Here is a 21,034-nt window from a genome sequence, read left to right as displayed (position 1 = left end):
CCGGTGTTCTCCCTCACCCCTTTGGTATGCTTGCCCGACCTGCGGTCCGGTGTTCTCCCTCGCCCCTTTGCTATGCTTGCCCGACCTGCGGTCCGGTGTTCTCCCTCGCCCCTTTGGGGAGAGGGCTGGGGTGAGGGGAACATACCGCACGCTACGCCGAAATCTGCTCCATCGCCTGCAAGATACGCTTGTCGGAGATCGGGTATGGTGTCCCCAGCTGCTGCGCGAAGAAGCTGACGCGCAGCTCTTCGATCATCCAGCGGATCTCCTGGACATCTTCGTCATCGCGGCGGGCAGGTGGCAGCTTATTCAGCCACTGCTGCCAGCGCTGCTGCACCGCTTCCACCTTCAGCATCTGCGCCCGGTCACGGTGCGGATCGATGGCCATCTTCTCGAGACGTTTTTCAATCGCCTGCAAGTAGCGCAGCGTATCCCCCAGACGCTTGTAGCCGTTCCCGGTGACAAACCCGCGATAGACCAGCCCGGCCATCTGGGCCTTCACGTCCGACAGCCCCAGCGCCATGGTCATATCCACCCGCCCTTTGAGGCGTTTGTTGATATTGAACACCGCGGTGAGGATCTGCTCGACCTGTTTCGCAATGTTCACCACCGTCTCGTTAAGCTCGGCGCGCACTTTTTCGTGCAGCTTCGCAAAGCCCTCTTCTGTCCACACCGGGCCACCCGCGGCGTTGATCAGCTGATCCACGCCGCAGGAGATGCAGTCGTCGATCAGATCCAGCACCTTGCCGTACGGGTTAAAGTACAGCCCCAGCTTGGCTTTGTTCGGCAACTTCTCGTGCAGATACTTGATCGGTGACGGGATGTTCAACAGCAGCAAGCGGCGCAGCCCGCGCCACATCGCCTGCTGCTGCTCCTGCGGATTATCAAACAGCTTGATTGACACGCTGTCGCGCTCGTCCACCAGCGCCGGCCAGGCTTTCACCTTGTAGTTGCCGCGCTTCTGCTCGTAGCTTTCCGGCAGTTGACCGAAGCTCCAGATATGCAGCCCGCTCTGCTCGATACCATCGTCGGCCACGGCAGATAAGGTCTCCTGCACTTTCCCTTTCAGGGCATCTTTCAGTTCGGTAAGGGAACGGCCTTCCTGCAGCTTTTTGTTCTTCTCGTCCACCACCCGGAAGCTGATTTTCAGGTGATCGGGCACCTGATCCCAGTGCCAGTCTTCACGGTCTATGGTGACACCGGTCATCCGGCGCAGCTCGCGCTCCAGCGAATCCAGCAGCGGCAGCTCCAGCGGCGTCGCGCGACCTAAAAACGCCTCGGCGTAGTTCGGCGCAGGGACAAAGTTGCGGCGTACCGGCTTCGGCAGTGATTTAATCAGGGCGATAACCAGCTCGCGGCGCAGGCCGGGGATTTGCCACTCAAACCCGCTTTCTTCCACCTGGTTGAGCAGCGGCAGCGGGATATGGACGGTCACGCCGTCGGCATCGGTGCCCGGCTCAAACTGGTAGCTCAGGCGCAGCTTGAGGTTGCCCTGATGCCAGAAGTTCGGGTAATCGAGCTTGCTGACCTGCTCCGCCCCCTCTTTGATCAACATGCTCTTTTCAAAGTTGAGCAGATCCGGGGTTTCACGGCTGACCTTTTTCCACCAGCTGTCGAAATGGCGGGCCGACACCACATCATGGCTGATGCGCTGGTCGTAAAATTCAAACAGCGTTTCGTCATCCACCAGGATGTCGCGCCGACGGGTTTTGTGCTCCAGCTCTTCCACTTCGCTGCGCAGCTTCAGGTTCTCCCGGAAGAAGGCGTGACGGGTCTGCCAGTCGCCTTCCACCAGCGCGTGACGGATAAACAGCTCACGGCTGAGGGCCGGATCGATCTGGCTGTAGTTGACCTTACGCGCGGCCACCACCGGCAGGCCGTAAACGGTGACCTTTTCGGTCGCCATTACCGCGCCCTGCGCCCGCTCCCAGTGCGGTTCGCTGTACGAACGTTTCAGCAGATGCTGCGCCACCGGCTCCACCCATTCCGGGTCGATACGTGCGGCAATGCGGCCCCACAGGCGGCTGGTCTCCACCAGCTCGGCAACCATCGTCCACTTCGGCGGCTTTTTGAACAGCCCGGAACCTGGGAAGATGGAGAAACGGGCGTTACGCGCGCCGGTAAATTCCTGTTTATCGGCATCTTTCATCCCGATATGCGACAGCAGACCGGTCAACAGCGCGATGTGAATTTCGCGGTACTCTGCCGGTTCGCTGTTCACCGGAATGCCCAGCTCCTTCACCACCTGACGCAGCTGGGTGTAAATATCCTGCCACTCGCGCACCCGCAGGTAATTAAGGAAATCCAGCTTACACTGGCGACGGAACTGGTTCGACGACAGCGCTTTCTGCTGTTCGCCGATATAGTTCCACAGGTTTACAAAGGCGAGGAAATCGGACTCTTTATCGTGGAAACGGCGATGTTTTTCGTCGGAGGCCTGCTGTTTGTCCATCGGACGCTCACGCGGATCCTGAATGGAGAGCGCCGAGGTGATGATCATCGCCTCACGCACGCAGCCGTGTTTTTGCGCCTCCAGCACCATTCGCGCCAGACGCGGATCCACCGGCAGTTGGCTGAGCTGACGGCCCTGCGGCGTCAGTTTGTAGGCCGTGGCCTGTTCGTTGGTCGTGATCGCCCCCAGCTCTTCCAGCAGGCGCACACCGTCCTGAATATTACGTTTATCCGGCGCTTCGACGAACGGGAAGGCGGCGATATCACCCAACCCGAGGGCGGTCATCTGCAGAATGACCGACGCCAGGTTGGTACGCAGAATTTCGGGATCGGTAAATTCCGGGCGCGACAGGAAATCGTCTTCTGAATAGAGACGAATACAGATCCCTTCCGAAACACGCCCGCAGCGACCTTTACGCTGGTTGGCCGAGGCCTGTGACACCGGCTCAATCGGCAGACGCTGCACCTTGGTGCGGTAGCTGTATCGGCTGATACGCGCCGTGCCGGGGTCAATCACATATTTAATACCCGGCACGGTGAGGGAGGTTTCCGCCACGTTGGTTGCCAGCACGATGCGGCGGCCGCTGTGGGACTGGAAGACGCGGTTTTGCTCGCTGTTGGACAGACGCGCATACAGCGGCAAAATTTCGGTGTGGCGCAGGTCGCGCTTGCTCAGCGCGTCGGCGGTATCACGGATTTCGCGCTCGCCGCTCATAAAGATCAGAATATCGCCCGGGCTTTCGTTGCCCAGCTCGTCCACGGCATCAAAAATGGCCTGCAGCTGATCGCGCTCGGTGTCGTCGGCGTCTTCGACCATCGGACGGTAGCGTACTTCTACCGGGTACGTGCGGCCTGAAACCTCAATAATTGGGGCATTATTAAAGTGGCGCGAAAAACGTTCCGGGTCGATGGTGGCCGAGGTGATGATGACTTTCAGATCCGGGCGACGCGGCAGCAACTCCCGCAGATACCCGAGCAGGAAGTCGATATTCAGGCTGCGCTCGTGCGCTTCATCGATGATGATGGTGTCGTACTGCATCAATAGCCGATCCTGCTGGATCTCGGCCAGCAGGATCCCGTCGGTCATCAGCTTGACCATGGTGTTGTCGCTGACGTGATCGCTGAAACGCACCTTGTAGCCGATGCAGCCGCCCGGCTCGGTTTGCAGCTCTTCAGCAATGCGGTTTGCCACCGTTCGCGCCGCCAGACGACGCGGCTGGGTATGGCCAATCAGGCCTTTTAGCCCGCGTCCCAGCTCCATACAAATTTTTGGCAGCTGGGTGGTTTTACCCGACCCGGTCTCCCCCGCCACAATCACCACCTGGTGGTCGCGTACGGCTTCAAGAATTTCCTGTTTCTTCTGGCTGACGGGCAGGTTTTCCGGGTAGGTGATCGCCGGACGCGCCGCTTCGCGCAGCACGACTTTACCCGCCGCCTGTTCGATCTCTTTTGCCATCTCCTGGTAGATGGCCTGTTGTGCATCAGGATTTTTAACCTTCTTAACCCCGTGCAGACGGCGGGCAAACCGCTGTTTGTCACGTAACATCAGCGCATCCAGCTGTTGCATCAGCATCGGAAAGGTTAATTTCTGTTGTTCTGTCATAGCGTTAACGGGCAGTGCACTGCCGGATAAAATCTCTTTTTAATGATTGCTATAGAGTACCACATCGCCGGTTTTTGCGCCTTATTCAAAAAATTCGAACATAGGCTTCGATATATTGCGCTATCCCTGCGACAGGATTGTGAATAGAGTGTCAACAAGCAACGGGGCAAGCCCCCTCATCAAATACAACAAAGGAATCACCCATGAGCAAAGTATTAGTTCTTAAATCCAGTATTCTGGCAGGGTACTCTCAGTCTGGTCAGCTGTCTGATTATTTCGTTGAACAGTGGCGTGAACAGCACAGCGGTGACGAAATCACCGTCCGCGATCTGGCCGCTCAGCCAATCCCGGTACTGGATGGTGAACTGGTTGGTGCCCTGCGTCCGAGCGATGCGCCACTGACTCCACGTCAGCAGGAAGCGCTGGCACTGTCTGATGAGCTGATTGCCGAGCTGCAGGCGCACGACGTGATCGTGATTAACGCCCCGATGTATAACTTCAACATCCCGACGCAGCTGAAAAACTACTTCGACCTGGTGGCGCGCGCTGGCGTAACCTTCCGTTACACCGAAAAAGGCCCTGAAGGTCTGGTCACCGGTAAACGTGCGATCGTGCTGACAAGCCGTGGCGGTATTCACAAAGATACCCCAACCGACCTGATTGCTCCGTACCTGTCCGTGTTCCTGGGCTTTATCGGCATCACCGACGTGAACTTTGTGTTTGCTGAAGGTATCGCTTACGGCCCGGAAGTGGCGACCAAAGCGCAGAACGATGCGAAAGCTGCCATCGACAGCCTGGTAGCGGCATAAGATTTCGCCCTCTCACCGCCCGGTGGGAGGGTTTTTGTTTTTCAGCTCTGGCCACCCTTTTTCCAGGGTAGCAATATTCTTCCCGTCCCGGCATTCAACATCAAACCTGTCTACCGACAGCAGGATCAGCTTCAGCCCACGCCCGCTTTCCGCCAGCAGCGCGTCATCATCAAACGTCTCTTTACGTGCCGTAGCCAGGCGCTCTGAAGGAAAGATCGCGCCCGCGTCGGTAAACCGCAGGCGCACGCCCACGTCGGTGGTGATAAATTCCACCCTGAAAAGGCTGCGCGCATCCTCGTGCAGCGCATAGCGAATAATATTGGTCGCCGTCTCACAGGCGGCGAGATCGAGCGCAAAGCACCATCCCTCATCGACAGGCAGCGAAGCAAGCTGGTGTGCCAGCCACTCCGCCAGCGGCGAGAGCGAGGTTAACGCGGCCGGTAGCGCGATATCGTTAGCCACGGACATATCACGGATTCAGCTGCGCAAGCGCCGCGGCACGATCCGGGCAGATGCGGAAAATTCGGTCCATCCGGGTCAGGGTAAACATATTGCGGATCCCCGGGTTCAGGGCGCACAGCACCATGTCGCCTTTACCGTTCATCATTTTCAGCAGAGACACCAGCATTCCCAGCCCGCTACTGTCGATAAAATCAATTTTACTGAAGTCGAGAATCAGGGCTTTGCGATCCTCGCCTGTCTCGCGGATGATGGCCTCCTTAAAAACCGCTGCCACCGAGGCATCCAGCCTGCGCACTGCGGGGGTCATAATGTTCACGTTGGGCTGCCGCTCTGTATCAATATTCATGGTTCTTCTCCTGTACGCTCAATCACTAAAAGTGAGACATCATCAGCCATCGCCAGCGGTTCTTTATTATCCCCACTGCGCCAGTGAACAAGGTGCCGGGCAAACTGCGGCAGGAGTTCGTTCAGCGTGAGGCCCACGCCCGCCTGTAGCGACGCCTGGAGCCGCATCTGACCAAATTGTTCACCGACGAGGTTTTCGCATTCGGTAATACCATCGCTGAACAGGCAGAGCCGCTCACCGGCCGCCAGCGAGAAGTGAACATCTGTCCAGCAGAGATCCGGCATCAGCCCCACCGGCGCGCCGCCGTTGCCGACTGTCCTCGCCTCGCCCTCCGGCGTGACGATAAAGGGAGTGGGATGACCGGCCTGGCACAGCCTGCCCTCGCCCGTCGCGAGATCGATAACACCGTAAATCATGGTGAAATAGCTCACGATCTCCACCTCGTCGCTGCAAAAACGACCGTTGAGGATCCGCACCACTTCGGCGGGAGATGCCACCTCGTTGTCAGCGGTAAACAAAAAACGCTCCACCGCCCTGCCGTGCAAAAACTGGCGGGCCACAGCGAGGGACATCATCGCCGCGCCGACGCCGTGGCCGGAGACATCCACGCAGTAGAACCCCAGATGGTTATCCAGCGGGAAGACGTTAAAAATATCGCCGGAAACCCAGGCCGACGGCAGAAAGATCCAGTCGGAGAAGTAGTCCTGGTGACGCTGCTGGTGTGCAGGCAAGACTGACTGCTGAATACGCGCGGCGACCTCCAGATCCTGTTCAATCTGGCGCAGGGCCTCACTCAGACGTGCGTTGCGCGCGGCGAGAGTGGACTCCAGGGATAGCACTCGCGCCCCCGCGTGCAGCCGCGCCCGCAGCTCGCTCTGCTCCACGGGCTTACTGAGAAAATCATCCGCCCCGGCGTCAAACCCCAGCGTTAAATCGTCCGGCGCTTCGCGGGCGGTCAGCAGAATAACGTAAACATAGTGCCCAAACTGACGGCTGCGAATTTCCCGGCACAGGCTAAGGCCGTCCATCTCCGGCATCTCCCAGTCACTGATCACCAGACTGACCGGCTGGTTTGCCAGGATATCCAGCGCGGCGATGCCGTTTTCCGCCTCGCTGACGGTATAGCCCCACTGGGCGAGCATCCGCGCAAGCAAACGACGGTAGACCGGCGAATCTTCAACAATCAGGACGTGCTGTGCTGACATAGCGCCCCCCTAAAGCGGTAAGAACCAGACAAGGCTGACCGTGCCTTCACGAAACTTGCCGTTGCCGCTCTCGTGGCCGGGATAACGGGTGCCAGAGTAATTGGCATACTGAACGGAGAAGGAGCCGGGCGTATACCCTGCGTAGCCAAAGCTGTAGCTGTAGTCGCCATTCCAGGGCTGCTGCTGGCTGCTGTCCGGGTACCAGAAGGCCGTGGCGCGCACAAAGAAATGTTGCTTAAAGGTGTACCCACACCCGCCCAGCATCACATTCTTATTGCTGCGGATATCGTTGCTCTCCAGATCGTAATAACGCGGCACCCAGCTGTAGCCCACCTGGCAGATGATGGAATCACCTTTATTAATCAGCAGGCTGTTTTCCAGGGGCTTCGGCAGCGAGAACTTATAGGCCAGGGTCACGGCTCCCTGTTCAAAGTAGGTGTGGCGCTGGTTCCCGGACGTCCAGAAACGGTTATCGCCGTAGTTACTGTAAACCAGACTCAGGGTGTTGGCGTGCCAGTCATCGTAGCCAAAGCTGTAGCGGAAATCGGCCGTATAGCGACTGGTATCGGTGACTGGCAGACGCGATGTCACATTGGCAAACCAGTAGCTGTAGGGGGAATATTGCAGGCTGAGGTTCAGCGTCTGGTTATATTTGCGCTTTTGCTCTGCGCTGTCAGAGCTGTTGGGGATGGACATCCACTGCTCTTTTAAACCTGAGCTAAAGCTCAGGGCACCGGAAAACACATCGTCATTACCGGAGAAAAGCCGTCCCCAGCGGCTGGTGAAAACCCCTGCCTGCACCGGCTCGCCGTTCTTGTCGCGCAGCGGCTCCTCACCCTCTTTCTGAGCGGCCTGTGCCCCCGCAGCGGCGCATAACAGCACGCAGGCCAGTAAATATTTCTCCCGCATTTGCCCTTCCTTAGTTAGGTATCCAGCGTGCGGCGACGTTATATTTCGCCAGTAACCACAGTACGCCCAGTGCTGTCGCGTGAACGAGGGTGTTCACCATCCAGTCCTGACGCCAGAGATCGAAGGTCACGAACTGGCTTACCGCGAGCACGACGTAAACATGCAAAATAAAGGTATAAAGTGAGCGCTGGCCGAGCGGGATCAGAAACCAGCCTGCCAGCCGGAACAGGGGCTGCCAGCACCATGTCAGCAGCAGATAGACCGTCACCATCAGGCAGATATCGTTAAGCACGCGTATCGGCCCGAGACCGTTCTTCGCCGCCCAGGTGTGGTAAAAGGCATTAAACTCCGCCGGCGGGATAACGTGCATCAGGAGCGCGGGCGGCATAAAGGGGTTGGTATGGTTCTGGGCGACAAAACCAAGGACGAGCGCAACGATCACCAGCGCCACCACCACCACTTTGCCCTGAGAGGTGCGGGCGAAGGAGATGAGTTCCTCTTTGTACCAGCCGCTCGCCATGCCCAGCACAAAAATAAATTGCCAGGCCAACAGCGGGAACGCGAATTCGAACTCAGAGGGCGTGACCCGCACCGGCCAACGCTGCCAGCAACCATAAACCAGCAGTGAAAGACTCAGCAGCCAGTAGACGTGTCCCCTTTGCAGCATCCCTAAAAACAGAGGGCTTAACAGCAGAAGAAAAATATAGAGGCCGAGGATTTGTGTCTGATGGGGACCAATTTGCAGGTACAGAATAATGTTAAACCAGGTCTCTTTTATTTGCGGCGTAACCGGATAGAGCGACCAACTGGTACCTGAAAAACGATCGGTAAAATGGGTCACTTCAAAAACATCAATAAAGGGCAAATACCCTAATAACAGAAAGGATACAATGATAATAATATTAACCCGGTATATTTTCCATGCTCTGAGATAAAGCCCCCAGGAAATAGTGAGTAAGACCGCTTTCTGTAATCTGGCGCGATTTAACATGCCTAGCATAAATCCGGAAAGAATAACAAAGCCATCCGCGCCGGTCGTCAGGCCAAAACGTTCCCAGGTAAATATATTAAATATCGACATCACTTCCGTATGCGCGACCACCATCATCACCAGCGCAATGCCACGCATAAAATCAATACGCAGATCGCGATTCCCTGCCAGAGAATAACGCCATGTCATTGATAATATGCCTTTATTCTGCGCTAACGCAGGCGCAATCTGGCTCATAGGGAGTCCTGTTCATGATCCTGAAAAAGCGTCGTGCCAATTATTTAGATAGCGTAAATGTATTCATCTGGCAATTATTGCGGCGCGCTGAATAAAGCTTATTAATAATTAACCTTCATTTAAGCCACCCTAAACTGTTGCAATTTCCCCTGCTGGAATAATTTTTCCCGCGTTCTACACTTACCTTAAATTTTGTTTTTGTGGACGTTATTTTACGTGGCGCTCTGATCGTCGGTAGCAGGCCTTTAATTAATCGTCATCGTGGAATCAGGATATCCTTCGCTATGGATTTTTATTTTTCCCGTTTTGAACATCGCAAGCCGCCTGAACCGCTAAAGACACCGCGCTGGGTAATGATGACCTGGCAGGTATTAGCGGTTGCCGCACTGATTCTTGGGGCCAATTATATTTACTGGCGCTGGACCGCTTCGTTAAATACCGACGCACTCTGGTATGCCATTCCGCTGGTGCTGGCGGAAACCCTGGCCTGGATCGGCACGGTGCTGTTTACCATCAATCTGTGGAAGGAAGAAGATCCGCCGCAAAACCCGCCTCCGGGCGAAATTAACGACTGTCTGCGACCGGAGGATGCGGAAGCGTCGAGACCGATAAAGGTCGATCTCTTTATCGCCACCTATTCAGAAGACGTGGAGTTGGTCAGGCTCTCCATTCGCGACGCCATGAAAGTGGTCTACCCCGGGCCGCTGGATTTTAAGGTGCATGTGCTGGATGACGGCCGCCGCCCGGAGATGAAAGCCGTGTGCGAGGAAGAAGGCGCCAATTACATTACCCGTCAGACTAACATTGGCTTCAAGGCTGGCAACCTGCGTAACGGACTCGAGCAGACCGACGGCGACTTTCTGGTAATCTGCGATGCCGATACCCGCGTCTTCCCCACGCTGCTCAGCCACACGCTGGGCTATTTCCGTGACCCGGACGTGGCCTGGGTTCAGACTCCTCAGTGGTTTTTCGACCTGCCGGAAGGGGAAAGTTTGCCGCGCTGGCTCGGCCACAAGGTGGGCAAAGCGGGATACGGGCTGGGCTGGCTGGCCCAGAAGTTCATCGGGCCGGTTACCGTCGGGCGTGACCCCTTTTTCAACGATCCGCGCATGTTCTATGACGTGATCTTACGTCGCCGCAACTGGGCTAACGCCGCCTTCTGCTGCGGCGCGGCCTCCATTCACCGGCGCGAGGCGGTGATGCAGGCGGCCCTGCGCAGCTACGTCTGGACCGTTGAAGAGGAGATCGACCGCCATACCCGGGACATCCGCGATCCCGCGATGCGTGAAACGCTACAGGACGCCATGCGTCCCCATGTGGCCTTCGACACCGAATTGACCCCCTATAAGTTTCACGTCTCCGAAGATATTTATACCTCCATCCTGCTGCACGGGGACGCCGCACGCCGCTGGCGCTCGGTGATGCACCCGCGTATCGAATCTAAAATGCTCTCCCCGCAGGATATGCTGACGTGGATGATCCAGCGTTTTAAATATGCCGCAGGGTCGCTGGATATTCTGTTCCACGACAATATTTTCAGCCGCCGCCGCTTTAAGCTCTCTTTGCCGCAGACGTTGATGTACGCCACCACCTTCTGGTCTTACATGGCCTGCGTATGGAATACCATTTTCCTGATTTCGCCCATTATCTATCTGTTCACCGGCATCCCCCCGGTGTCGGCCTGGTCTGAGCCGTTTTACCTGCATTTTTTGCCCTTTTTTATTATGTCCGAGCTGGCCTTTATGTTCGGTACCTGGGGGATTTCGGCCTGGGACGGCAGGGCTTCTTACCTCTCCTTCTTCTCCATGAACCTGCGGGCGCTGGATACCGTTCTGCGCGGGGAACAGATCAAATTTCACGTGACCCCGAAAGAGCGCCAGACGGGCCGGTTTCTCTATCTTGTTAAACCGCAGATCGCCATCGTCGTGCTTACCCTGGCGGGGCTTATTTGGGGTGGGATTCAGGTGGCGCGTGGCCAGGTTGACGACCCTTCCGGCTACGTGATCAATATCTTCTGGGGGGCGGTGAATATCGCCGCCATGCTGCCCCTGATCCTCGCCGCCATGTGGACGCCAGCCGACGAGGAGGCGAGCCAATGAGCAAACGCGACGCGCTGCTGTCTGCCCGCAGCTATCTCACCATTTTGATCGGTTTTCTGCTGGGTTTCGCCATTGTCGTCTGGGTCGAGAAGCAGATGCCCACGCGTATTGAGAGCAGCGCGGGCATGACGTTAAGTCAGGATTTTCCGCCCCTGCCTACTTCGCGCGAGCTGACCTTTGACGAGGCGATCTGGGCGCGGGTGGCCTGGCAGTATTATGTCAACAATACCCAGCCGAACGGGCTGGCGAATGCACACGACGGCGAACCCTGGCTCAGTCTGTGGAGTACCGGAAGCTATCTGTTTGCCCTGGTGGCGGCAAAACAGCTCACCATTCTGACAACCGACGAATTTGACGAGCGGATCACCGCGGCGCTCTTTACTCTGGGGCGGCTACCGCTCAATGCCGAGGGGCTGCCCGCCGCCTATTACCACGCGGATTCCCTGGAAATTCTGGGTAAAGCGGACTCCTCCGCTATCGGGATGGGTCGCCTGCTTAACGCCCTGCAAACCTTGCTGTGGCGATACCCTCAGCATGCCGCCGGGGTGCGCGATCTCTTTAACCAGTGGAAGGTGGGCGCCCTGGTCGCCAATAACACCGCCACCCAGGCCGCAGCCCCGCTTCACCACTGGGCGCTGGCCGTGGATGAACCGCGCAACAGCTTCGGCTATCGCCTGTATGCCAGCCACACGCTTCGGCTGATCGACAGCGCGGCGGGCCTGGCAGTCACCAACCCGCCGGAAGGGCAACAGATGATCGATATCGACGGCATCATGGTGCCTGACGAGGGACTGCGTACGCCCTGGGGGCGACAACCCTCGCTGATTAGCCTTCCCTATCTCTTAACCGGCCTTGAGCTGGGCTTTGATGCCCAGAGCGCGGAGATCGCCTGGCGCATTATGCAGATCCAGCAGCGTCGGCACGGCCTTCGGATCAGTAAGCCCCCCATCAGCACCGACTACGCCGAGCCTGCGCCCGATTACGTGAACGATCTGCCTGACCGTCAGCCGCTGCAAAATAGCGCCCTGCACGATGCCCCCCCGGAGCAATTAGCGATCACCTCCACCCGCACCGCCTTTGCCTGGTATGCCCTGTTCCGCAACGGCTGGAGCGAAGCGCTGCGCCAGCAGGTCCAGAAGCTGCAGGTGCCCGGCAAGGGCTGGCAGCGTGGGCTTAACCCTGACAGCAGCGTCAACGACGTCGTTGACGCCGATACCAATGCCGTTGTTCTCGAAAGCCTGGCCTATATCGCCCGGGGCCAGATGCTCTGTCTGGCCTGTCTTGGGCCAATAACACCACCCACTTCTTCAGCAGGAGCTACGCCATGAAGCTGAAATCTTTACTCTACTTTCCTCTTCTGGCCGGGCTCATGGCGATCTGGCTTTCGCTCGCGGCGGCTGAAGCCGCGACCGGGCTGCCGGCTTCTGAGTACGAGCCTCGCAGCGGCGAACTCACCCCGAGAGAGATGGCGATTGCCAAAAATGCCTGGCAATATTTCGCCTCGAACTTTCAGCCCACCACCGGGCTGGTCAACGCGGTAAATAAATACCCCTCCACCACCATGTGGGACAGCGCCTCTTACATGGCCGCCATGACGGCAGCGCGGGAGCTGGGGATTATTGATAAAGCCGAATTTGACCGCAGGATGCTGAAGTTACTCGCCACGCTGAACAAGCTGGATCTCTTTCGCAACGAGCTGCCCAACAAGGCCTATAACACCATTTCAGGGCAGAAGGTGAACTACCAGAACAAGCCCGGCGAGATTGGGTTTTCGGCGCTGGACATCGGCAGGATGCTGGTCTGGCTGAAGGTGATAAAAGAGCGCTATCCCGAGTACAGCAACAGCATCGATAACGTGGTGTTGGGATGGGATTTTAGCCACGCGGTGGATCCCTGCGGCACCTTGTACGGTGCCTATCTGGAAAACGGCCAGCCGAAATATGTGCAGGAGGGGCGTCTGGGGTATGAGGAGTACGGCGCGGCGGGCTTTGCCCTGTGGGGGTTCAGTACCTGTCAGTCCAGCCGTCCCCAGCCCTATGAACTGGCGGAAATTTACTGCGTGATGGTGCCCTATGATTCCCGCGATCCGCGTCAAACCAGTCAGCATAACTATGTGGTGAGCGAATCTTACGTCCTGTACGGCATGGAGTTTGGATTTGATAATCCGACAGACCGCAATAACAGCCCGCGCGATTACTCCCATCCGTGGATGAAAAACTTCGCCGACCGGGTATACCAGGCCCAGGAGAACCGCTACGCCATCACCGGTATACTAACCGCCCGCTCTGAGCACCAGCTCGATAAATCCCCCTACTTCGTTTATGACACCGTCTTCAGCGACGGTTTTAACTGGAACACCATTACCGACAAAGGTCAGTTCGTTCCGAATACCGCCGCCGTATCGCTGAAAGCCGCCCTGGGCATGTGGGTTCTCTGGGATTCGCCTTATACCGATCGCCTGCTGGACACCATCGAAAACGCCAATGAGGAAGGGAAAGGCTATTACGAGGGCCTGTACGAAAACGGCGACGGCCCGATCAAGGAGTTCACGGCCAATAACAACGGCATCATGCTGGAAGCGCTGTTGTTCAAAAAAGAGGGCAAATTGCTGCGCTTCAACACCGACAATCCCAAAAACCGCGATTTCGCCCCCTCCCTGTGGGACAAAAAGCTGGTGGATCTCTTTGAGCCGAATAACACCCCGCGCAACCGTCCTTTCCTGAACAGCACGCCAGCCGTCAAAACCTGGTGTGAACAGACCGGGACCACGCAGCGCACCAGACCGGCCTGTCAGGCCTGCCAGTGCGCCACCTGCAACGCGGATGAACCCGTTAAACTCCCGCCGGTGACCGCGCAATGCTTAAAACCCTAGCTCGCTGGCTGGCCGTCGCCGCTCTCGTTCTGCTTATCGCCTTCGCCCTGTTCAGTCGGGAAGGTGCCGGGTGGCGCTGGCTGACCAAAGGCGGCTGGCACTCCACCGCGCGCATAAGCAGTCTGTCGCCGCAGGAGCAAGAGTGGGCGCGCATCGCCTGGCGCTATTTCGAGAATAACACCCAGCCGCAGACCGGGCTGGTCAACGGCAGCGACAAGCAGCCGCGCGTCACCCTGTGGCAGATGGGCGATACCCTGATTGCCCTGCTCGCCGCCCGGGAGCTGGATCTGGTCAAAGAAGCCGAGTTTGACGCCCGGCTGACGCGCCTGCTCGGCACCCTGAATCGCCTGACGCTCACCGATACCCGTACCCCGGGGCGGCTTTACTCCAGCCGGACGGCAACCCCCATCGACTTCAGCGGCAAACCGGTGAAAAGCGGCTGGTCAGCAAAAGATATGGCGCGGTTGATGCTGGCCCTGCGCCTCACCGCCGAGCGTGCCCCCCAGTATCGTGAGTACCTGGATAAAATTATCCTGCGCTGGAATTTCTGTCCGGTGATGGATAACGAGGGGGAGCTGCGATCCGCCTCGCTGCAGGACGGCCAGACGGTCGTGCGCGACGAGCTGCGGCTGGGTGAGAGCGAATACGCCGCCACGGCCTTTCACCTGTGGGGTTTTCCGGTGGGTAAAGCGCTTATCCCCCCTTCCCGCAACGTCATTATCTATCAGCGCAGCCTGGCCGTTGACGCCCGCGACCCGCGCACGACCTGGCAGCCTTCGCTGCTAAGCACCCTGCCCGCCATGCTGCCGGGGCTGGAGTTCGGCTGGCAACCGCCCGGCGTGCCCTCTGATGTGCAAAAGACGCTGCGCGAGCGGGCCGAAGGGGTATGGCTTAGCCAGAAAACGCGCTGGGAGCGTGACAAAGTGCTTACCGCACGCGCCGACTTCTATCTCGCCCAGGCTCCCTGGCACGTCGAAGACACCGTGTGGGGTAACGGTTATGCGTGGAACACCCTGGGAGACGACGGCAGGTATTATCCCCGGCTGGCTCAGGTCACCACCAAAGCGGTCTTTGTGCTCTGGACGCTGTGGGAGACCGAGTACACCGACGCTCTGATGGCGGTGACCACGCATCTTAACAACCCTGAACAGGGCTGGTTTGAGGGGCGCGTGGAGGCGACCGGGGACATCAACCCGACCCTGACCCTCTCTACGAATGCCATGGTGCTGGAAGCCCTGCTGTACAAACACAACGCCGGGCCGTTGTTTGAAAACGGTCTGGCGGATGACAACAGCTATTTCTCCCGCCGCACGACGGATCAATTCAACCCACCCGGTCTCTGTCTGCCGGGCGAAAAAGCCGTGAGGACCGCACCATGAAATTTTATCGCGATCTCTTCGAGGCAAGCCTGAACCGGGTGATACCCGAGCACGACAAAAAGCGCTTTTTCGATATCTTCTGGGACACCTTTAGCCATATGTCCCCCGAAACAGAGCAGCATTTCGCCCGGCGTCCGGGTAAAGAAGGCCAGCAGATGATCTTCAAGAGCTTTTTCGCCATGCTCGCCGTTGATGGCGTGCTGTTCGTGCCGGACTTTCTTGAGCGCCTGGCACGGGAGCAGAGCGATGAAGGCCTGCGTCTGCCGCCGCGATTCTTCGCCATGTGGCGGGAGGCGATGCTTAACACCGTGCGCGCCTGCGATCCTCTCTGTGATGAGGAGATCATTACCGCCTGGGCGATGGCAATCGCGCCCGGTCTGGAGTATTTGCGTCGCCAGGCGGAGCTGCACTATCAGCCCGGAGGCGATTAGCTATGCAATCCACATCCAATTTCGACCTCAACGCGCTGCCCATGGGCGTGATGATCTACGATCCGGCCGAGTGCCTGCTGGCCTGGAATGACCAGATGACGCGCTTCTATCCGGTGATCGCTCCCTGGCTGACTGTTGGCGCAACGCTGGAGAGCCTGGCGGAGAAATTTATTGATGCTGGCTATAACATCGACCCCGGCCGCCGCCAGACGCTGCGCGAGGCGATTATCCGCAACTGCCGTCAGGCGAGCCATCGTGAAGTATGGCATTCGGGCAAACGGCGGCTCTACGTGCAGCATCAGCGGCTGGCGGACGGCGGCATTGCCAGCCTGCATACGGACATTACCGAGCTTGATGAGGCGCAGCGCTCACGCCACCAGCTGCATGACGATTTTTTATTGACCGCGGAGTCGATCCAGATCGGCATCTGGGACTGGCAGGTCTCTCACGACAGCCTGCAGGTGAACGATACGCTGCTGGCCATGGTCGGTCAGTCGCGGGTGCAGTTGCACTATCCGCTGCGCTTTTTGCTTAACCTCGTCCACGAGGCGGATCGCACCACCCTGCGCCAGGCAATGATCGCCTCTAAGCAAGACCATATGCCGGTGTTTGAGTGTGAGATCCGCGTCCAGCACCCGACTCAGGGCTGGCGCTGGATGTTGATCTCCGGCCAGGTAGTGACCCTCACTATTCAGCAGCAGGCTGAACGGGTGATCGGCACCCTACAGGATATTACCCGCCGCAAGGAGGCCGAGCTGCTGGCGATTGAGGCGGCAAAAGTGGCCCGCGAGGCAAACGAGGCGAAAAGCGCCTTCCTCGCCAACATGAGCCATGAGATCCGCACCCCGATGAACGGTATTCTGGGCATGACCCAGCTCTGTCTGGACACCCAGCTCAACCCGGAGCAGCGGGAATACCTCTCTCTGGTGATGAGCTCTGCCCAGTCGCTGCTGCATATTATCAATGACATTCTCGACTTTTCCCGCATTGAATCGGGCAAGATGTCGGTGGACGAAGAGCCGCTGGAGATCCGCCCCTTCGTTCAGTCGCTGATCCGCCCGCACATGCCTGCCGCCAGCGAAAAAGGCATCGAGCTGCTGGTGGATATCTCGCCCGCGGTGCCGGAGGTGCTCATTGTGGATGGCCCCCGGCTACGTCAAATCCTCACCAACCTGCTGGGCAACGCCCTGAAGTTTACCCATCAGGGCGAGGTCCTGTTGGCGATTGAACCCGGCAACGCCGAGGGGGAGTGGCGTTTTCGCATTCGCGACAGTGGTATCGGGATCCCGCCTGAGAAGCAAAAGGCCATCTTCGAGGCCTTCAGCCAGGCCGACAGCTCCACCACCCGCCGCTATGGCGGTACCGGCCTGGGGCTAACCATCTCGGCCCGGCTGGTCAGCCTGATGGGCGGAGAGCTGACGGTGCAGAGCGAACCCGGAGCAGGCAGCGAGTTTGCCTTCACCCTGCCGCTGGAGAACCCGCAAACAGCGTCAGCAACGGGCACTCCCATGGCTCGCTTCAACGGCGAACGGGTGTTGGTCGTGGATGACAACAGTACTAACCTGCGCCTGCTTGATACCATGCTTCGCCAGATGGGCCTGACGCCAACCTGTGTGAACAACGCCGGGGAGGCGTTACGGCGGGTCGCCGAAGGTGCCCACTGGCCGCTGATCCTGCTGGATGCACAAATGCCGGACATGGACGGCGTTTCGCTGGCCCTTGAACTTTCGGTTCTGCCGCAGGCCAGTCAGAGTCATATCATTATGTTGAGTTCAATGAGCCGTCATTTTGATGCCAACATGCTTAAACGCATAGGTATCGCGCACTATCTTCACAAACCGGTTGCCCAGCGCGAACTCTACCAGACCATTACCCGTGTCCTTGCACCTGCCCCCCTTGCGGATCCGACCCCTGTCCCGGTGGCTGCTCCCACCCGCGCACAGGCCGAACTGCACATTCTGCTGGCCGAAGATAACCTGGTGAACCAGAAAGTCGCCAGACGCCTGCTGGAGCGGCTCGGTCACCAGTGCGAAGTGGTAAATAATGGCCGTGAGGCGCTGGCGCGCTGGCGCGAGCAGACCTGGGACGTGCTGCTTATCGACCTGCAAATGCCGGAGATGGACGGTGAAACCGCCATTCGCCTGCTGCGGGAAGAGACGGTAGCGCGTGGCCTTAGCCACCAGCCCGCCATTGCCATGACGGCTCACGCCATGCAGGGCGATAAGGAGCGCTGCCTGGCGATGGGTTTCGACGGCTATATCGCCAAGCCGGTGAGCCAGGAGGCGCTGCAGGATGAAATAGCCCGCGTCGGCCAGCCACAAGACCAGGGCATGCCAGACGAAGCGCGTCTGTTGAAACAGTGCGCCGACGATCCCAGCCTTGTTCAGGAGCTATTGGAACTGTTCGGCGAAGGACTCGACGAGGCGATAGCCGCCATCGTCCAGGCTATCGATAATGACGATCGTGAGGCTCTGCGCCGGGCGGCGCACCGGCTTCGCGGCGAAGCCGTCACCCTTGGTTTTACCGGCCTTACCGGGCTGCTCGAGGAGCTTGAGAGCCAGGCGGTGTCCCTGGACCAGACCAGACTTAGCCTGCTGCGCCGGGAGCTGACCGCTGAGGCCGGGCGCAGCGTCGCGTGGCTGCGCCACAGAGCGCAGGAGGTAAAGCATGATCTCTAAACTTGGTCTGCTGCTGATGTTCAGCACGCCGCTGGCGCTGGCGAGCCAGCCGGTCACCTGGTCTCTGGCGGGGATGTGGCGGGTACATGACGCCAACGATACCGCCTTTAACGGGGCCAGCGCTTCTGACCAGGGCTGGCGTACGCTTCGGGTACCTGCCAACTGGTACAGCGCCGGATACGATCATCAGGGTGCGCTGTGGTACCGGCACGAATTTACGCTGCCCGAACGTGCCCCGGATACCATGGCTACCCTGGTATTTGATGGCGTGGACTATTTTGCCGGGGTGACGCTTAACGGCAAAAATCTCGCCCGTCACGAGGGCTATTTCCAGCGATTCTCTGTGGATGTCACTGAGACGCTGCGCCGCCACAATCGGCTCGCCGTTCGGGTAGACAGCCCCCGGGAAGATCCCAAAACAATCTGGCCGCTGCACAAAACGCTGTTCAAAGGGATTCTTAACCAACACGACACCCGCCCCGGTGGTGCCTGGTCTGAGCAGGGTCAGGATGCTAACTCCGGCGGGATCTGGGCACCGGTGAAACTGCATCTGAGCCGCGGCGTCACCATCGACGACGTGATCCTCCGCCCGGACTGGCGCGAGGGGCTGGAAAACCCGGTGTTGCGTGCCGACATTCGCTACCGGGCGCAGACGCACGGGCCAGTGACCCTGCGCCTGTCGGCTGCGCCGGATAATTTTAACGGCCAGCGTATTCAGCAGGACTTTCCGGTAAACCTGACAAAGTCGGATGGTCAGGTCCAGACCCTGAGCGTCACGCTGCCGATGAAAGGTGCCAGGCTCTGGTGGCCGGCAGGCTATGGCAAGCCGAACCTGTACCGGATCCGCGCCACCCTGGTGGATGACCAGGGGGTAATGGACACCGCCGTCACCCGGACGGGTCTGCGCAAACTGGAGGAACAGCCGGATAACAAGGGCTGGCGAATCAATGACAGACGACTGTTTATTAAAGGCAGCAACTACATCGGTTCCCCCTGGCTCGGCACTATGACGCGGAATAAATATCGTCAGGATTTCGCGCTCGTGGAGAAGATGAACGCCAACGCGATCCGGGTTCACGGGCATGTGGCAGGCCGCGCGCTTTATGAGGTGGCCGACGAGATGGGGCTGATGATCTGGCAGGATGTCCCCCTCCAGTGGGGCTACGATAACAGCGTTGCATTTGCTGACAACGCGGTGCGTCAGACCCGCGACATGGTTGAACAGTTCGGTAATTCCCCGGCCATTATCGTCTGGGGCGGGCACAACGAGCCGCCATGGAACTCGCCGTGGATGGAAAAACGCTTCCCCGACTGGAATAAAACCTTAAACCAGTCTCTGACAAAACGGGTAGGTGATACCCTGGCTGAAGACACCTCCCGCATCGTGCATCGTTTTTCTGCCGTGGAGGAGCACTACTGGGCAGGGTGGTATTTCGGCACCATGCGCGATCTGCTCGCCCCCGCCAAAACCGGGATCATCACCGAGTTTGGCGCCCAGGCCCTGCCGCGCCTCTCAACCCTGAAAACCATTGTGCCTGCCCACCTTATGTGGCCGAAGAGTACAGCGGCAGACGATCCTGGCTGGACGCTCTGGAAGTACCATAATTTTCAGCCGTTCCAGACCTTTAAGTTCGCCAACATCCCGCGCGGGAAGAACATTCAGGAGATGATTGATAACACCCAGGCGTATCAGGCGGAGCTGGTGGCTATGGCGGCGGAGAGTTATCGTCGGCAGCGTTATCAGCCCGTGACCGCCCTCTTCCACTTTATGTTTGTCGAGACCTGGCCCTCGATCAACTGGGGCGTTGTGGATTACCTGCGCAAACCGAAAGCGGGCTATTACGCGCTGCAACAAGCCTATCAACCGATCCTGCCCTCGATTGAACCCGTGACCGCCGTCTGGCGTCAGGGAAGCGAGGCGACGGTACGCCTGTGGGCAATCAACGATACCTGGTCTGCCTGCGAGGATTGCCGTCTTACGTGGCAGGTGAGGCAAAGTGGACAACGTCTTGCTGAAGGTGAGACGGTCATGACTCTGCCGCCCGACTCGGGCAACAAGATAAAAGAGATTAACGTCACGCCGACCCGCAGTAAGCCTGTGACCATTGAGTATCGCATTGAAGATAAAGCGGGCAAGACGGTGGGTAAAAACCGGCGCGAAGAGCCTGTAGAGCCGCCGTCTACGGGGGAGTAAAGCGTCATCGTGTGGCAAACCCTCTTGTCTGAGAGGGTTCACACCTTCTGGTATCGCCAGCGAGTTGACGAGACGCCTGCTGGCGTCAAAAGCGGAACGTGGGATAAAAGCTACAGCAAATGAAAAGGCCCCAGCAAATAATTGCCAGGGCCTTCAGGTTACGAACAAATTAATAATTAACATTCATCAACTTAATTACACACTACAACTTCAAAGATGTACGTATTCTCACAGGATTACCGTTTAAACCAGTTAACGCTACCTCCTCTGATAAGTATGTGAAATAACATCATTTCCTGTCGTGTACATCACCCACGCGATATATACTTTTGATGCGTTGCCTTAATTGCCTCGCGATATTCTTGACG

Annotated in this window: 14 protein-coding genes; 8 read left to right on the top strand and 6 right to left on the bottom strand. The window is 58.2% G+C overall.

Annotation, left to right across the window (positions count from 1 at the left end; translation table 11 throughout):
- Positions 1 to 151: 151 nt before the first annotated feature.
- Entirely contained in the window at positions 152 to 4,054 is a 3,903-nt protein-coding gene (hrpA, locus tag C3F35_RS22435) for an ATP-dependent RNA helicase HrpA (RefSeq protein ID WP_103792253.1), read from the bottom strand.
- A gap of 203 nt (positions 4,055 to 4,257) precedes the next feature.
- Here hrpA and azoR point away from each other — a divergent pair, with 203 nt between their 5' ends.
- Positions 4,258 to 4,863, top strand: coding sequence for an FMN-dependent NADH-azoreductase (gene azoR, locus C3F35_RS22430; RefSeq protein ID WP_032611010.1), 606 nt, complete (start codon positions 4,258 to 4,260; stop codon positions 4,861 to 4,863).
- A 12-nt stretch (positions 4,864 to 4,875) separates the two neighbouring features.
- On the opposite strand, the gene C3F35_RS22425 is transcribed toward azoR, so the two are convergent.
- The 5 genes from C3F35_RS22425 to opgC are packed head-to-tail and all read right to left on the bottom strand — an operon-like array spanning position 4,876 to position 9,013.
- Positions 4,876 to 5,331, bottom strand: coding sequence for an ATP-binding protein (locus tag C3F35_RS22425; protein WP_103792252.1), 456 nt, complete (start codon positions 5,329 to 5,331; stop codon positions 4,876 to 4,878).
- Between the two features lies 1 nt (position 5,332).
- The gene (locus tag C3F35_RS22420) at positions 5,333 to 5,671 is read right to left on the bottom strand and encodes an STAS domain-containing protein (RefSeq protein WP_103792251.1); all 339 of its coding nucleotides are present in this window, start codon (positions 5,669 to 5,671) and stop codon (positions 5,333 to 5,335) included.
- A complete protein-coding gene (locus C3F35_RS22415; RefSeq protein ID WP_103792250.1) occupies positions 5,668 to 6,876 on the bottom strand; it encodes a PP2C family protein-serine/threonine phosphatase in 1,209 nt (402 codons plus the stop codon). The genes C3F35_RS22420 and C3F35_RS22415 overlap by 4 nt, the downstream gene beginning before the upstream one ends.
- 9 nt (positions 6,877 to 6,885) lie before the next feature.
- The gene (locus C3F35_RS22410; protein WP_032611015.1) at positions 6,886 to 7,785 is read right to left on the bottom strand and encodes a hypothetical protein; all 900 of its coding nucleotides are present in this window, start codon (positions 7,783 to 7,785) and stop codon (positions 6,886 to 6,888) included.
- 10 nt (positions 7,786 to 7,795) lie between these two features.
- Positions 7,796 to 9,013, bottom strand: coding sequence for an OpgC domain-containing protein (opgC, locus tag C3F35_RS22405; RefSeq protein ID WP_103792249.1), 1,218 nt, complete (start codon positions 9,011 to 9,013; stop codon positions 7,796 to 7,798).
- A 284-nt stretch (positions 9,014 to 9,297) separates the two neighbouring features.
- Between opgC and C3F35_RS22400 the strand changes: the two genes are divergently transcribed.
- From C3F35_RS22400 to C3F35_RS22370, 7 genes are read left to right on the top strand one after another with little or no spacing between them, the layout of a single operon-like run.
- A complete protein-coding gene (locus C3F35_RS22400; RefSeq protein ID WP_103792248.1) occupies positions 9,298 to 11,112 on the top strand; it encodes a glycosyltransferase family 2 protein in 1,815 nt (604 codons plus the stop codon).
- Positions 11,109 to 12,440 (top strand): DUF3131 domain-containing protein, encoded by a 1,332-nt coding sequence (locus C3F35_RS22395; RefSeq protein WP_103792247.1) that lies wholly within the window; start codon positions 11,109 to 11,111, stop codon positions 12,438 to 12,440. The genes C3F35_RS22400 and C3F35_RS22395 overlap by 4 nt, the downstream gene beginning before the upstream one ends.
- Before the next feature lie 41 nt (positions 12,441 to 12,481).
- The gene (locus C3F35_RS22390; RefSeq protein WP_233211645.1) at positions 12,482 to 13,984 is read left to right on the top strand and encodes a DUF3131 domain-containing protein; all 1,503 of its coding nucleotides are present in this window, start codon (positions 12,482 to 12,484) and stop codon (positions 13,982 to 13,984) included.
- Positions 13,969 to 15,363, top strand: a complete 1,395-nt coding sequence (locus C3F35_RS22385) for a DUF3131 domain-containing protein (RefSeq protein WP_077227241.1) — start codon at positions 13,969 to 13,971, stop codon at positions 15,361 to 15,363. Before C3F35_RS22390 ends, C3F35_RS22385 begins: the two co-directional genes overlap by 16 nt.
- Complete coding sequence (locus C3F35_RS22380) at positions 15,360 to 15,794, top strand: hypothetical protein (RefSeq protein WP_032611042.1); 435 nt, start codon at positions 15,360 to 15,362, stop codon at positions 15,792 to 15,794. Before C3F35_RS22385 ends, C3F35_RS22380 begins: the two co-directional genes overlap by 4 nt.
- A gap of 2 nt (positions 15,795 to 15,796) precedes the next feature.
- The gene (locus C3F35_RS22375; protein WP_103792245.1) at positions 15,797 to 18,472 is read left to right on the top strand and encodes a hybrid sensor histidine kinase/response regulator; all 2,676 of its coding nucleotides are present in this window, start codon (positions 15,797 to 15,799) and stop codon (positions 18,470 to 18,472) included.
- Entirely contained in the window at positions 18,462 to 20,666 is a 2,205-nt protein-coding gene (locus C3F35_RS22370; RefSeq protein WP_103792244.1) for a glycoside hydrolase family 2 protein, read from the top strand. Before C3F35_RS22375 ends, C3F35_RS22370 begins: the two co-directional genes overlap by 11 nt.
- Positions 20,667 to 21,034: the final 368 nt, after the last annotated feature.

The sequence above is a fragment of the Leclercia sp. LSNIH3 genome (assembly GCF_002935105.1).
Lineage (GTDB): Bacteria > Pseudomonadota > Gammaproteobacteria > Enterobacterales > Enterobacteriaceae > Enterobacter > Enterobacter adecarboxylatus.
This window is presented reverse-complemented; position numbering and strand designations above follow the sequence as displayed.

Bases quoted from the DNA above. Each gene is read 5' to 3' on its own strand.
- C3F35_RS22420 (WP_103792251.1), bottom strand. From the start codon at position 5,671: ATGAATATTGATACAGAGCGGCAGCCCAACGTGAACATTATGACCCCC.
- hrpA (WP_103792253.1), bottom strand. From the start codon at position 4,054: ATGACAGAACAACAGAAATTAACCTTTCCGATGCTGATGCAACAGCTG.
- C3F35_RS22380 (WP_032611042.1), top strand. From the start codon at position 15,360: ATGAAATTTTATCGCGATCTCTTCGAGGCAAGCCTGAACCGGGTGATA.
- C3F35_RS22410 (WP_032611015.1), bottom strand. From the start codon at position 7,785: ATGCGGGAGAAATATTTACTGGCCTGCGTGCTGTTATGCGCCGCTGCG.
- C3F35_RS22390 (WP_233211645.1), top strand. From the start codon at position 12,482: ATGGCGATCTGGCTTTCGCTCGCGGCGGCTGAAGCCGCGACCGGGCTG.
- opgC (WP_103792249.1), bottom strand. From the start codon at position 9,013: ATGAGCCAGATTGCGCCTGCGTTAGCGCAGAATAAAGGCATATTATCA.
- C3F35_RS22395 (WP_103792247.1), top strand. From the start codon at position 11,109: ATGAGCAAACGCGACGCGCTGCTGTCTGCCCGCAGCTATCTCACCATT.
- C3F35_RS22400 (WP_103792248.1), top strand. From the start codon at position 9,298: ATGGATTTTTATTTTTCCCGTTTTGAACATCGCAAGCCGCCTGAACCG.
- C3F35_RS22425 (WP_103792252.1), bottom strand. From the start codon at position 5,331: ATGTCCGTGGCTAACGATATCGCGCTACCGGCCGCGTTAACCTCGCTC.
- C3F35_RS22375 (WP_103792245.1), top strand. From the start codon at position 15,797: ATGCAATCCACATCCAATTTCGACCTCAACGCGCTGCCCATGGGCGTG.
- C3F35_RS22385 (WP_077227241.1), top strand. From the start codon at position 13,969: ATGCTTAAAACCCTAGCTCGCTGGCTGGCCGTCGCCGCTCTCGTTCTG.
- azoR (WP_032611010.1), top strand. From the start codon at position 4,258: ATGAGCAAAGTATTAGTTCTTAAATCCAGTATTCTGGCAGGGTACTCT.
- C3F35_RS22370 (WP_103792244.1), top strand. From the start codon at position 18,462: ATGATCTCTAAACTTGGTCTGCTGCTGATGTTCAGCACGCCGCTGGCG.
- C3F35_RS22415 (WP_103792250.1), bottom strand. From the start codon at position 6,876: ATGTCAGCACAGCACGTCCTGATTGTTGAAGATTCGCCGGTCTACCGT.